This is a genomic window from Mesorhizobium sp. M4A.F.Ca.ET.050.02.1.1, assembly GCF_003997725.1.
Classification (GTDB): Bacteria; Pseudomonadota; Alphaproteobacteria; order Rhizobiales; family Rhizobiaceae; genus Mesorhizobium.
In genome coordinates, this window is sequence record NZ_RZSG01000102.1 from 1 (window position 1) to 12104 (window position 12104).

14 protein-coding genes are annotated in these 12104 nt (G+C 65.5%); 4 read left to right on the plus strand and 10 right to left on the minus strand.

Annotation, left to right across the window (positions count from 1 at the left end):
- The first annotated feature begins 117 nt into the window (after positions 1-117).
- Positions 118-603, plus strand: a complete 486-nt coding sequence (locus tag EOA33_RS10185; RefSeq protein WP_126058143.1) for a MarR family transcriptional regulator — start codon at positions 118-120, stop codon at positions 601-603.
- Positions 604-616: 13 nt separating this feature from the next.
- Here the strand turns inward: EOA33_RS10185 and EOA33_RS10190 are convergent, their stop codons facing one another.
- The 4 genes from EOA33_RS10190 to EOA33_RS10205 form a co-directional block, all read right to left on the minus strand.
- Positions 617-1042, minus strand: a complete 426-nt coding sequence (locus tag EOA33_RS10190) for a DUF1178 family protein (protein ID WP_126058142.1) — start codon at positions 1040-1042, stop codon at positions 617-619.
- Positions 1039-1899, minus strand: coding sequence for a carbon-nitrogen hydrolase family protein (locus EOA33_RS10195; RefSeq protein ID WP_126058141.1), 861 nt, complete (start codon positions 1897-1899; stop codon positions 1039-1041). Before EOA33_RS10195 ends, EOA33_RS10190 begins: the two co-directional genes overlap by 4 nt.
- A gap of 2 nt (positions 1900-1901) precedes the next feature.
- Positions 1902-2171 (minus strand): glutaredoxin 3, encoded by a 270-nt coding sequence (grxC, locus tag EOA33_RS10200; RefSeq protein WP_126058140.1) that lies wholly within the window; start codon positions 2169-2171, stop codon positions 1902-1904.
- A gap of 67 nt (positions 2172-2238) precedes the next feature.
- A complete protein-coding gene (locus EOA33_RS10205) occupies positions 2239-3039 on the minus strand; it encodes a ComF family protein (RefSeq protein ID WP_126058139.1) in 801 nt (266 codons plus the stop codon).
- 54 nt (positions 3040-3093) lie between these two features.
- On the opposite strand from EOA33_RS10205, the gene EOA33_RS10210 reads away from it, so the two are divergent.
- Positions 3094-3966: a methyltransferase domain-containing protein gene (locus EOA33_RS10210; protein WP_126058138.1), complete on the plus strand. Its 873-nt coding sequence runs from the start codon at positions 3094-3096 to the stop codon at positions 3964-3966.
- An 18-nt stretch (positions 3967-3984) separates the two neighbouring features.
- On the opposite strand, the gene EOA33_RS10215 is transcribed toward EOA33_RS10210, so the two are convergent.
- The 5 genes from EOA33_RS10215 to argJ all read right to left on the minus strand — a co-directional run bounded on the left by EOA33_RS10215 (position 3985) and on the right by argJ (position 7133).
- Positions 3985-4167, minus strand: a complete 183-nt coding sequence (locus tag EOA33_RS10215) for a Flp family type IVb pilin (RefSeq protein ID WP_126058137.1) — start codon at positions 4165-4167, stop codon at positions 3985-3987.
- 112 nt (positions 4168-4279) lie between these two features.
- Positions 4280-4588 (minus strand): hypothetical protein, encoded by a 309-nt coding sequence (locus EOA33_RS10220; RefSeq protein WP_126058136.1) that lies wholly within the window; start codon positions 4586-4588, stop codon positions 4280-4282.
- 105 nt (positions 4589-4693) lie between these two features.
- The gene (locus EOA33_RS10225; protein WP_127405567.1) at positions 4694-5116 is read right to left on the minus strand and encodes a (deoxy)nucleoside triphosphate pyrophosphohydrolase; all 423 of its coding nucleotides are present in this window, start codon (positions 5114-5116) and stop codon (positions 4694-4696) included.
- Positions 5113-5883: a GNAT family N-acetyltransferase gene (locus tag EOA33_RS10230; RefSeq protein WP_245455370.1), complete on the minus strand. Its 771-nt coding sequence runs from the start codon at positions 5881-5883 to the stop codon at positions 5113-5115. Before EOA33_RS10230 ends, EOA33_RS10225 begins: the two co-directional genes overlap by 4 nt.
- An 8-nt stretch (positions 5884-5891) precedes the next feature.
- Positions 5892-7133 carry a bifunctional glutamate N-acetyltransferase/amino-acid acetyltransferase ArgJ gene (argJ, locus tag EOA33_RS10235; RefSeq protein ID WP_127405568.1) on the minus strand — a complete coding sequence of 414 codons (1242 nt, stop codon included), beginning with the start codon at positions 7131-7133 and terminating at the stop codon, positions 5892-5894.
- 187 nt (positions 7134-7320) lie between these two features.
- Here argJ and EOA33_RS10240 point away from each other — a divergent pair, with 187 nt between their 5' ends.
- Positions 7321-7917, plus strand: coding sequence for a TetR/AcrR family transcriptional regulator (locus EOA33_RS10240; protein WP_126058133.1), 597 nt, complete (start codon positions 7321-7323; stop codon positions 7915-7917).
- A gap of 182 nt (positions 7918-8099) precedes the next feature.
- Here the strand turns inward: EOA33_RS10240 and EOA33_RS10245 are convergent, their stop codons facing one another.
- The gene (locus EOA33_RS10245; RefSeq protein ID WP_126058132.1) at positions 8100-9017 is read right to left on the minus strand and encodes a peptidylprolyl isomerase; all 918 of its coding nucleotides are present in this window, start codon (positions 9015-9017) and stop codon (positions 8100-8102) included.
- Between the two features lie 251 nt (positions 9018-9268).
- Between EOA33_RS10245 and secA the strand changes: the two genes are divergently transcribed.
- Positions 9269-12001, plus strand: coding sequence for a preprotein translocase subunit SecA (gene secA / locus EOA33_RS10250; RefSeq protein WP_126058131.1), 2733 nt, complete (start codon positions 9269-9271; stop codon positions 11999-12001).
- The last annotated feature ends 103 nt before the right edge of the window (positions 12002-12104 follow it).

The window sequence follows — 12104 nt, forward strand, 5'->3', positions numbered from 1 at the left end:
CCCAGAGAATTTTCATCGGATGGTCCCGTCGTTCAATCGCAGCGCTTGGCCGCTATTGTGTTTTGCGATAACATAGTGCAGAGATTCTTTATGTCAAGATACTTTTCGGTGAGATAGATGGATCGGGCGGCAAGGGCGATCGAGCAGTGGCAAAGGGAACGGCCAGACCTGGACGTCTCGCCTATGGCCGTGATCGGACGGCTGAACGAAGCCGCCTCGCTGATCTCGCGCGAGCGGCTGGCGCCGCTGTTTGCCCGCTTCGGATTGCAGCAAGGCGAGTTCGACGTGCTGGCGACCCTGCGCCGGTCCGGCAAGCCCTACGCGCTGACGCCGACCGATCTCTACGAGGCGACGATGGTGACTTCCGGCGCCATGACCGCCCGCCTCGACCGGCTGGAAAAGGCCGGTTTGATCATGCGCGCGCCGCACCCCAGCGACCGGCGCGGGGTTGTCGTTGCGCTCACCGAAAAGGGCCTGGCCGTGACCGATGAGGCACTCGTCGCCCATGTCGCCAACGAACATGACATCCTCGCCGGACTGACGCGCGAGGAGCGGGAGACGCTCGCGAGATTGCTCGGGAAGCTGATCGAAAGCTTGGGCTAGCCTGGCTGGATGCTCAGTTCCGGTCGTCCGGAAAGGTCGGGATTGGCGTGAACTCGACGCCGTCCTCGGCCAGGCTCTTCGCTTCCTCCGGCGTCGCCTCGCCATAGATGCCGCGCGGATCGGTCTCGCCGAAATGGATCTTGCGCGCTTCCTCGGCGAACTTGTCGCCGACATAGTCGGCGTTCTCGCGCACCTTCTCGGCGAGCGCCTTCAACTGCGCCAATGCCTGCTTCTGCGCCTCGCCCATGGCGAGCGCGATCTTTTCCTGTTTGCGCCCGGTCGAGACGGCCGGCGCCATCAGCGCCTTGTCAACCTTGTGCGAGCCGCAGCTCGGGCAATCGACCAAGCCACGCTTCTTCTGCGTGCCGAAATCGTCATTGCTGCGGAACCACGCCTCGAATTCGTGTTCGTGCTCGCAGATCAGGGAAAAACGGATCAAGAAGCTGCACCCCTGAGACGCGGCGCCTCGCCGGCATTGACGGCGAACTCGCGCGCGTTCTTCAGATTGGGGATCTTCCTGCGCGCGGCGAGCGACTGCGCTGGATCGATCTCGGCGACGATCACGCCGGGCTCCTCATGGGCGGCTTCCGCCACGATGCGGCCCCACGGGTCGACGATCAGCGAGTGGCCAAAAGTCTCGCGGCCGTCCTCGTGCAGGCCCCCTTGCGCGGCCGCAACCACATAGGCGCCGTTCTCGATGGCGCGAGCCCGAAGCAGCACGTGCCAGTGTGCTTCGCCGGTCTGCCGGGTGAAGGCGGCGGGCACCGAAAGCACATTGGCGCCGGCCAGCGCCTCGGCGCGGAACAGCTGCGGGAAGCGCAGGTCGTAGCAGACGGCAAAGCCGAGCCTGGCACCGTCGATCTCGGCGATGACGGCCTCGGTGCCCGGCTCGTAGGCGGCGGATTCGCGCCAGCTCTCGCCATTGTCGAGGTCGACGTCGAACATGTGGATCTTGTCGTAGCTGGCGATGGTGGTGCCATCGGGCGCGAACAGCAACGCGCGGTTGGCCAGCTTGCCGTCGGCGCGCAGGATGGCGGTCGAGCCTATATGCAGGAAGATGCCGAGCTCCTTCGCCAGCTTCCGGGCGGTCGAAACGATGATGTCCTTGTCCTCTGAGGTGAAGGAAGCGGCCCGCGCCTCCTTGTCGCGCACCAGCGCGCCGGTCATCTCGGGGGTCTGCACATAGGTGGCGCCCAGGCCTGCCGCCTCGCGCACCAGACGCTCCAGATCGACCGCGTTGCGCTCGGGGCTGGTGCCCGAACGCATCTGCACCGCCGCTGCCTTGAAACCACCCATGATCAACCCCTCGAACCGTCGGCGAGCAGCGCATCGAGCCGGCCCTCGGCCTCCAGCTCGTGGAGGTCGTCGGAGCCGCCGACATGCGTGTCGCCGATGAAAATCTGCGGAAATGTAGAGCGGCCATGCGCCCGGGAAATCATTTCCTGGCGCAGTTCCGGCGAGAAGGAGGCATCGTGCTCGGTGTAGGCGACGCCCTTGCGCTCGAGCAGCCGCTTGGCCGCGGTGCAATAGCCACACATCATGCGCGTATAGATCGTCACATCAATCATCGATCAGCATTCCTGCATGTCACCTGGAAGCGCGCAGCGCTCTGGGACAACAACAACATTTGTCGTTTTATATAGTCGCGGACTCGTCGGCTCGAAAGTCCCCTGGCAAAACGCGCGCGAAGGTCAGCACGTCGACGGCGCCGGCGCCGCCCTTCTTCAGTGCCTTGGCCACCGATCTCACGGTCGCGCCGGTGGTATAGACATCGTCGACCAACAGCACCCGGCGGCCGGCGATCTCGATCTCCGCCTCGGACGGCACGCGGAAGGCGGCGCGCACATTGTCCTCGCGCTCCTGCCGCTCCAGCCCGACCTGCTGGCGGGTGAGCTTCACGCGCCTCACAACCGAAGCCGAGAAAGGCAGGCCGCTGAGGTGCGACACCGCCCTCGCCAGCTCGGCCGACTGGTTGAACTGCCGCCGGAAGAAGCGCCGCCAGTGCAACGGCACCGGCACGACGAGATCAGCCTCCGCGATCAGCTCGGCTCCGGCACGCTGCATCCAGCGCGCCATCCATGGCGCCAGATCCGTACGGTCTTGGTACTTCAGGCCCTGCACCATCTGGCGCGCGACGCCGGAATAGACGACCGCCGCCCGCGCCCGCTCGAAAGGCGGCGGATCGGCAATGGCTTCGGCGCAGAGGAAGCCCTCGCCCATGTCGTGGGTGAACGGCGTGCCCATCACCGCGCACCAGGGCCGTTCCAGCAGCCTGAGCTTCGGCCAGCAGGTGCCGCACAGCACCCCGGGCTGCGAGACATGGCGCCGGCAGCCGGCGCAGACCGGCGGAAACAGGATGCGCGCCGGCAAGGCCAATGCCCTCCGCGCGATTGTCCCGAGTTCAACGGTCTTGATCTTCGGCATTGGATCGGCCACGTGGTTTCGTCGCCGCTCCACTATATCAGAGAGCGGGAAACAGGAACCTGCCCGTTGCAGCCTATCATCGACACCTCGCTCTGGCTGGCGCGCAAGCGTCGCGCCCTGGCCCACCCCGTGGGCGGCGCCGATTTCCTGATGCGGCGGGCAGCCGATGACCTTGCCGACCGGCTCGGCGCGGTCGAGCGCAGCTTCGGCAAGGCGGCCGCGCTGTTTTGCCAGACGCCGGCGGCAGGGGATGTGCTCGCCGAAAGCGGCAAGGCGGCGGAGATAGCGCGCGTCGAAGCGGACACTGCCTTCCTCGCAGGCGCAGCCGGGCTGGTGGCGGCGCTCGAAACTGTGCCGTTCGAGGCGCAAAGCCTCGACCTTGTCGTGTCGCTGCTGTCGCTGCAGGCGATGAACGATATTCCCGGCATGCTGGCCCAGATCCGGCGGGCGCTGCGGCCCGACGGGCTTTTTCTCGGCGCCCTGGCCGGCGCCGGCACGCTTTCCGAACTGCGCGAGAGCCTGCTCGCCGCCGAGACCGAGCTCTACGGCGGCGCCAGCCCGCGCGTCATTCCCTTCACCGATGTCCGCGACGCCGGCGCGCTGCTTCAACGCGCCGGCCTGGCGCTGCCGGTCGCCGATGTCGAGACGGTTACGGTGCGTTACGACACCATGTTCGACCTGCTCGCCGATCTGAGAGCCATGGGCGAGACCAGCCCCCTCGTCGATCGCAGCCGGCGGCCCGGCACGCGGAAATTCTTCGCGCGCGCCGCCGAAATCTACGCGGAACGGTTTTCCGATCCCGACGGCCGTATCAGGGCAAGCTTCTCGCTCGTATGGATGTCCGGCTGGGCGCCCGATGCATCGCAGCAAAAGCCGCTAAAGCCCGGCACGGCCAAGGTCTCGCTGAAGACCATCCTGGAAGGTCCGCAAGACCGCTGAGCAGCGACCCCTTGGGGCTCAGTGCTGCGCGAAGGCGTTGGCCAACTTGCTGTTGTTATCGCTGAACAACCACACGATCGCATTGCCGACCTGGCCGACGCCGGCGACGATGGCGAGCGACAGGACGGTGACGATCACGCCATATTCAATGGCTGTCGCGCCCGTCTCGTCTTGAATGAACCGTTGCAGCAGCTTTTTCATGATCATCGATCCCTCTTGCCAGGAACCTTAGCGTTGACCCGTTAAGAAAGGTTAACGGCAAAAGCTTAACAGGCAGTGAAATAGGTCGGTTCTGGAAAAATCGTTAACCATGTCAGCAGTCGCCGCTGCGCGTGCCGTCGCTGCGGATCACGCAGATCGAGCTGGGCAGGGGCTGCAGCACGCTGCGGCGCAGCGTATAGGTGTCGCGATGGCCGATCGAACCGGTGCTCATCGTGTCGACGCCGGCAATGCCATCGCGGGCCGGGCGCGTGTGGCTGTCGAGGAAAGGCGCGGCGATCAGGGCCAGCGCCACCGCGGCGGAACCGAACAGCAGCGTGATGCGCAACACGCCCATGCCCGCATCGGCGGCGCGAAAGCCGCGGTCCGGCCGGATTGACTCCCAGTCTTTGTCCAGGCTCATGCAATCGCTCCCCACGCGTGTAGGCCGAGACCAGCCTCGCCGCAATTTTTCATATCGAGATAAATCATCCATTAACGCTGGCTAAACCAGCGCCGAATTCCCCGACTACAGGAGATCGATGAGGAACTGGATCAGCGGCGCGTCGGCCGGCGGCATCGGATAGTCGCGCATCTGGCGTGGCCGCACCCATTTCAGCGCCTGCCCCTCCCTCGGCTGCGCAATCCCGCGGAAGCGGCGGCAGACGAAAAGCGGCATCAACAGGTGAAAGTGATCATAGCTATGGCTGGCGAAGGTCAGCGGTGCGAGGCAAGGGATCTCGGTCTCGATGCCGAGCTCCTCATGTAGTTCCCGGATCAGGCACTCTTCCGGTGTTTCGCCTGGCTCGACCTTGCCGCCTGGGAATTCCCACAAGCCAGCGAGCTGCTTTCCCTCGGGGCGCTGCGCCAGCAGCACGCGCCCGTCGGCGTCGACCAGCGCGCAGGCCGCGACCAGAAGCAGGCGCTTGCAGGCTGGCTTGAGCTCGCTCATGCGCCGGGCGGCCGGCGATAGTGGTAGCGGTAGACTTCCTCGAAGCCCATCGATCGGTACAGCGACAGCGCCGGCGCGTTGCTGGCCTCCACCTGCAGCCAGGCTTCCCGCGCGCCGCGCAGCCGCGCCCACTTCAACGCCGACAGGATGAGGTTTCGGCCGTGGCCCCTGTTGCGCGCCGCCTTGTCGGTGGCGACTTCGAACAGGCCGGCGAGATCGCCGTCGTGGACGCAGATCAGCGTCGCCAGTGGCTCGCTGCCATCCTCGAGCGCGAACAGCCCGGCCTCCGGCTGGATGGCGCCGATGATCTCCGACAGGCCCGGCCTCAGCGACACGTCCGAGCCACTCACCTTGAGCAGCGCGCCGATGAAGCGGCTGATGTCCTTCAGCGGGATTTGGTCCATGGCGGGATCGAGCTGGGCATCGGCGAGCGGCAGGCGCATCACCAGCGATTCGTCGAAGCTGCTCCAGCCTTCACTGTCGAGATGCTTTGACAGGACAGGGCCCGACAGTGGCGATATGCGAAAGGTCAGCGGCCTGCCATATGCTTCGAAGCGCCGGCTGGCGCGGCCGATGCGCTCGGCAATGTGCTGGGTGTCGCCGGGATCGAGCGGATTGACCGAGTTCAGCCGCTTGGCCGCGTGGCCGGCCGTCAGCCGCACCACCCATGTGCCATCATAGTGGACGGCGGCGGCGGGCCAGGCGCGGAACCCGGCAGCCTCGTAGCGGCGCACCGTCGCGAGCACGCTTGCCGGATGTCTGGACATCAACGTCGTCAGCTCCTGTAGTCGCCATTGATGGCGACATATTCCTTGGTCAGGTCGCAGGTCCACACCGTCGCCTTGCCGCGGCCGATGCCGATGTCGGCGCGGATGCGGATGTCGTCACGCTTCATGTAGGCCGAGGTCGCTTCCTCGGAATAGGCCGGATCGCGCTCGCCCTCATGCGCCAGCCTGTTGTCGCCGAACCAGATCGACAGAAGGTCGCGGTCGGCGGGCTCGCCGGCCTTGCCGACCGCCATGACGACACGCCCCCAATTGGCGTCCTCTCCGGCGACGGCCGTCTTGACCAGCGGCGAATTGGCGATCGACAGCGCGATGCGCTTGGCCGAACGGGCCGATTTGGCGCCGGTGACGGTGACTTCGACCTGCTTGCGCGCACCCTCGCCGTCGCGCACAACCTGCAGCGCCAGCGTTTTCAGTATTTTGCCGAGCGCGCGGCGGAACGCGCCGAGCCGAGCGTCCTTCGCGTCGGTGATTGCCGGCGCACCGCGCCTGGCCGCGGCACCCGTGGCGAACAAGAGCAGCGTGTCGCTGGTCGAGGTATCGCTGTCAACGGTCACCGCGTTGAAGGTCTTGGTCGTGCCGCGCGACAACAGATCCTGCAGCACCGGTGCGGCGATCGGCGCGTCGGTGGCGATAAAGGAGAGCATCGTCGCCATGTCTGGCGCGATCATGCCGGCGCCCTTGGCAATGCCGTTGATGGTTACGTCGGCGTCGCCGAGCTTCACCGTCGCCGTCGCCACCTTCGGATAGGTGTCCGTGGTCATGATGGCCTTGGCGGCCTCGGTCCACAGATCGGGCTTGCCATCCTTGACCAGCCCGGCGAGCAGATGGCTGAACCTGGCTGTGTCGAGCGGCTCGCCGATGACGCCGGTGGAGGCCAGGAACACTTCGCTCGTGGCGCATCCGGCCGCCTTGGCCGCCGCCTCGCCGGTCAGCGCGGTGGAAGCGCGGCCCTTCTTGCCGGTGAAGGCATTGGCGTTGCCGGAATTGACGACCAGCACGCGCGCCTTGCCGGCGCCCAGGTTCTGCCGGCAGAAATCGACTGGCGCCGACGGACATTTCGACTTGGTGAACACGCCGGCGACGGCGGTGCCCGGATCGAAGACCATGGCCAGAAGGTCGGTGCGGTTCTTGTACTTGATCCCCGCCTCGGCGGTGGCGATGCGCACGCCTTCGATGGCGGGCATTTTCGGATATTTCTTCGGCGCGAGCGGCGAAATCGTTGCGGACATGGGGACCTCGGGCGGCGGAAATCGCAAAGGGAAGGCCGGTTTGCCCGATACGGCGCGCCGACGCAAGGGGCGTCCTGGCCGTGCCTTCCAAGCTGGACCGCGGGCACGCAACCCGGAACGGGGCGTTTCGTTTGCACAGGCAACCCAATATGATTGGTGACGGACTCACCGGCCAAGGAGGATCAGGATGAGCATGACTCCCGGCCCCGGGCGCAAATCGATCGGCGCCAAGCGCAATCCCGAGAGCGCCGACGCCATTCTCGACGCCGCCGAGGCGGTGCTGGCGGAGGCCGGCTATTCAGGCTTTTCGATCGAGGCGGTGGCGCGCCGGGCGCGGGCCGGCAAGCCGACCATCTATCGCTGGTGGCCAAGCAAGGCCGCCCTGCTGCTCGACGTCTACCAGCGGCAGAAGCGGGTCAACGTCCCCGACACCGGCCGTCTGGAGGACGACCTAGTCGGCTTCCTGAAGAACCTGTTCGCGCACTGGCGCCTTACATCGTCGGGCAATGTGTTCAGATCGCTAATCGCCGAGGCGCAGTCGGATAGCCAGGCTGCCGCCGCCCTTGCCGGCTACGCGGCCGGACGCCGCGCCCACACCGGCCAGTTGATCGTGCGCGCCAAGGCGCGCGGCGAGGTCGCGCCCGACGTCGATGCCGAGATCGTCGCCGACCTGATCGCCTCCTATGCCTGGCGGCATCTGTTGACCAACCGTCTCGACGAGGACGAGGCCAGATTGCGCGCCGCCGTCCACTATCTGATTTCGGGCATTTCCAGCACTCGTTGACGGCTGGCTATGGCTGTCTGCCGCGGCAATTCCAGGAAAAGTGCGAAGCGGCGTTCCGTCCGGAATTGCGTCAAAACAAAGAGATAGAGCGGTTCAGCGTTTCCAGGAAAAGGTGAAACGCTCTGCGTGAAACAAAAAAGGGCGCCGGTCGGCGCCCTTTTCATGACTTCCATCTCGCCGGCTTACTTGCCGCTTTCGATCGTCTCGACCGCCTTCTTCAGGTTGGCGTCGGGAATCTCGACCTTGGCGTCGGCGCGCAGTTGCTTCACCAGCGCGAAATACTTGTCGCGGATGACCGCCTGCTTGGCCTGATCCTTGACCTCCTCGAAGGCAGGCGGCTGCTTGGCCCGCTTGTCCTCGAGCTTGATGACGTGCCAGCCGAACTGCGACTGCACCGGCTCCTTGGTGTATTTGCCCACTTCGAGCGCGAACGCTGCCTTGTCGAACTCCGGCACCATCTGTCCCGGTCCGAACCAGCCGAGATCGCCGCCATTGGACTTGCCGCTCGGATCGCTGGTGTGCTCGTTGGCAAGCTTCTGGAAGTCGGCGCCGCCGTCGAGCTGCTTGATGATCGCCTCGGCCTCTTCCTTGGTCTTCACGAGGATGTGACGGGCATGCACCTCGTTGACCGGTGGTGTGTTGGCGATCTCCTGGTCGTAGCGGGCGCGAATCTCGGCGTCGGTCACCTTGGCGACGACGCCCTTCTCGACCATCTCGCCATGCAGCGCCCGCTGCTGCAGGAAGGCCATGCGGCGTTGGAAGTCGGCATCCTTGTCGAGGCCGGTGGCGACCGCCTGGGCGGCCATGACACGGATCTCTATGGCCGCCGAAAGGGCGGCAGCGCGGCGCTGTTCCGGCGGCAGCTGCTGGAACTGCTGCGACAGCTCGCCTTCCGCAAGCCCAAGGTCCGCCTCGGTCAGCGGCTGGCCGTTGATCGTCGCGACCACGGTGTTCGGATCGACCGGCTTGGCGGCTGCGGCCGGGGCAGCCGGCTGGGCCGGGGCGGCTTCCTGCGCCATCACCGGCGACAGCGAAAGAGCCGACAGTCCGAATGCCAGGCCAAGGCTGGCGAGCGACGCGCGGCGGAACAATAAGGTCATCAAGATTAACTCCGGTGGGGATTGCTTGGGCTGAATGGCTTCAGATCGGCCAGATCGTGGCGGAATTTGGCGCGGTCCGCAGGACCAGCGCGGCGTTGACATCGTTTGAGCCCCCTCTTATCTGTCCAACGACTTTGCGTCCAGAACCGTTTTCCGGGCGCTTTTTGCGTTTGTCCGCGTTTCACGCGGATTTGATGGGGCCGCCCGGTGCCTGTCGCAACGAATAAGAATGCTATCGAAAGGGCCATTGGATGGTCAGTCTCGGCGGTCTCGCCCGTAAGGTTTTCGGCTCCTCCAACGATCGCCGGGTGAAGGCGACCCGGCCGCGGGTCGAGGCCATCAACGCAATGGAAAACGAGATGCGGGCGCTTTCCGACGCCGAGCTGCGCGGCCGCACGGAAAAGTTCCGCCAGGATATCGCCAACGGCGCCTCGCTCGATGATCTCCTGATCCCGGCCTTCGCCACCGTGCGCGAGGCCGCGCGCCGCGTGCTCGGCCTGCGTCCCTTCGACGTGCAGCTGATCGGCGGCATGGTGCTGCACAATGGCGGCATCGCCGAGATGCGCACCGGTGAAGGCAAGACCCTGGTCGGCACGCTGCCCGTCTATCTCAATGCGCTCGCCGGCAAGGGCGTCCACGTCGTCACCGTCAACGACTACCTCGCCACCCGCGACTCCGAATGGATGGGTCGCATCTACAAGTTCCTCGGCCTCACCGTCGGCGTCATCGTCCACGGCCTCTCCGACGAGGAGCGTCGCACCGCCTACGCCGCCGACGTCACCTACGCCACCAACAACGAGCTCGGCTTCGACTATCTGCGCGACAACATGAAATATGAGCGCGCGCAGATGGTGCAGCGCGGTCACAGCTACGCCATTGTCGACGAAGTCGATTCCATCCTGGTCGACGAGGCGCGCACGCCGCTGATCATCTCCGGTCCGCTCGAGGACCGTTCGGAGATGTACAACACCATCGACGCCTTCATGCTCAAGCTCGACCCGGCCGACTACGAGATCGACGAGAAGCAGAAGACCTCGATCTTCACCGAGGAAGGCACCGAGAAGCTCGAGAACATGCTGCGCGACGCAGGCCTTCTGAAGGGCGAGTCGCTTTACGACGTCGAGAACGTCGCCATCGTCCACCATGTCAACAATGCGCTCAAGGCGCATCGGCTGTTCCAGCGCGACAAGGACTATATCGTTCGCAACGGCGAGATCGTCATCATCGACGAATTCACCGGCCGCATGATGCCCGGCCGCCGCTATTCGGAAGGCCTGCACCAGGCGCTCGAGGCCAAGGAGCACGTGGCGATCCAGCCTGAGAACCAGACGCTGGCCTCCGTCACCTTCCAGAATTATTTCCGCCTCTACGACAAGCTCGCCGGCATGACCGGCACGGCGCTGACCGAGGCCGAGGAGTTCGCCAACATCTACAATCTCGAGGTCACCGAGATCCCGACCAACCTGCCGGTCGTGCGCAAGGATGAGGACGACGAGGTCTACCGGACCGTCGACGAGAAGTACAAGGCGATCGTCAGGGAGATCAAGGACGCGCGCGACAAGGGCCAGCCGATCCTGGTCGGCACCACTTCGATCGAGAAATCCGAGCAACTGGCCGAGCGCCTGCGCAAGGACGGCTTCAAGCATTTCGAAGTGCTGAATGCCCGCCACCACGAGCGCGAGGCCGCCATTGTCGCCCAGGCCGGCAAGCCGGGCGCCATCACCATCGCTACCAACATGGCCGGCCGCGGCACCGACATCCAGCTCGGCGGCAACGCCGAGATGCGCATCGCCGAAGAACTCGGTGACCTGCCGGAAGGTCCGGAGCGCGAAGCCAAGGAAAAGGCAATCCGCGACGACGTCGCCCGCCTGAAGGAAAAGGCGCTCGCCGCCGGCGGTCTCTACGTGCTCGCCACCGAGCGCCATGAATCGCGCCGCATCGACAATCAGCTGCGCGGCCGCTCCGGCCGCCAGGGCGACCCCGGCCGCTCGAAGTTCTTCCTGTCGCTGCAGGACGACCTGATGCGCATCTTCGGATCCGAGCGCATGGACGGCATGCTGCAGAAGCTCGGCCTCAAGGAAGACGAGGCGATCATCCATCCCTGGATCAACAAGGCGCTGGAAAAGGCGCAGAAGAAGGTCGAGGCGCGCAACTTCGACATCCGCAAGAACCTGTTGAAGTATGACGACGTCTCCAATGACCAGCGCAAGGTGGTGTTCGAGCAGCGCATCGAGCTTATGGACGGCGAAGGCCTGTCGGAGACGGTCGCCGAGATGCGCGACGGCGTCATCGAAGAGATCGTCGCCAAGAACATTCCCGAAAATGCCTATGCCGAGCAGTGGAATGTCGCCGGGCTCAAGGCCGAGGTGGCCGAATTCCTCAACCTCGACCTGCCGGTCGAGGAGTGGGCCAAGGAAGAAGGCATCGCCGAGGACGACATCCGCGAGCGCATCACCGCAGCCGCGGAGGCCGCAGCCAAGGAACGCGCCGAGCGTTTCGGCCCCGACGTGATGAGCTATGTCGAACGCTCGGTGGTGCTGCAGACCCTGGACCACCTCTGGCGCGAGCACATCGTCAATCTCGACCATCTGCGCTCGGTCGTCGGCTTCCGCGGCTATGCCCAGCGCGATCCGCTGCAGGAATACAAGGGCGAGGCCTTCGAGCTGTTCCAGGGCATGCTCGGCAATCTGCGCCAGGCTGTCACCGCGCAGCTGATGCGCGTTGAGCTGGTCCGCCAGGCCGCTGAAGCGCCGCCGCCCGAGGCCCCCGACATGTTCGGCAGCCACATCGACGGCACCACCGGCGAGGACGACTTCCAGGGCGGCGAGACGGCGCTCCTGGTGCGCCAGGAATCCAATGCGATCGTCGCGCCGGAGAACCGCGATCCGCGGAACCCGGCGACCTGGGGCAAGATCGGCCGCAACGAGGCCTGCCCCTGCGGCTCCGGCAAGAAATACAAGCACTGCCACGGCGCGTTTGCTTGAGCGACACCTCTTCCTTCTCGCCGTTCACGGCGAGAAGGTGGCTCGAACGGCCGGATGAGGGGCGGCGCCGGCGTTTGAGGCCTGCCATCTCCTCAGCCCACTC

What these genes read in the sequence shown, in the direction of transcription:
- secA (WP_126058131.1), top strand. Translation starts at nt 9,269, where the DNA reads ATGGTCAGTCTCGGCGGTCTCGCCCGTAAGGTTTTCGGCTCCTCCAAC.
- EOA33_RS10215 (WP_126058137.1), bottom strand. Translation starts at nt 4,167, where the DNA reads ATGAAAAAGCTGCTGCAACGGTTCATTCAAGACGAGACGGGCGCGACA.
- EOA33_RS10220 (WP_126058136.1), bottom strand. Translation starts at nt 4,588, where the DNA reads ATGAGCCTGGACAAAGACTGGGAGTCAATCCGGCCGGACCGCGGCTTT.
- EOA33_RS10230 (WP_245455370.1), bottom strand. Translation starts at nt 5,883, where the DNA reads ATGTCCAGACATCCGGCAAGCGTGCTCGCGACGGTGCGCCGCTACGAG.
- EOA33_RS10195 (WP_126058141.1), bottom strand. Translation starts at nt 1,899, where the DNA reads ATGGGTGGTTTCAAGGCAGCGGCGGTGCAGATGCGTTCGGGCACCAGC.
- EOA33_RS10240 (WP_126058133.1), top strand. Translation starts at nt 7,321, where the DNA reads ATGAGCATGACTCCCGGCCCCGGGCGCAAATCGATCGGCGCCAAGCGC.
- EOA33_RS10225 (WP_127405567.1), bottom strand. Translation starts at nt 5,116, where the DNA reads ATGAGCGAGCTCAAGCCAGCCTGCAAGCGCCTGCTTCTGGTCGCGGCC.
- grxC (WP_126058140.1), bottom strand. Translation starts at nt 2,171, where the DNA reads ATGATTGATGTGACGATCTATACGCGCATGATGTGTGGCTATTGCACC.
- EOA33_RS10185 (WP_126058143.1), top strand. Translation starts at nt 118, where the DNA reads ATGGATCGGGCGGCAAGGGCGATCGAGCAGTGGCAAAGGGAACGGCCA.
- argJ (WP_127405568.1), bottom strand. Translation starts at nt 7,133, where the DNA reads ATGTCCGCAACGATTTCGCCGCTCGCGCCGAAGAAATATCCGAAAATG.
- EOA33_RS10245 (WP_126058132.1), bottom strand. Translation starts at nt 9,017, where the DNA reads ATGACCTTATTGTTCCGCCGCGCGTCGCTCGCCAGCCTTGGCCTGGCA.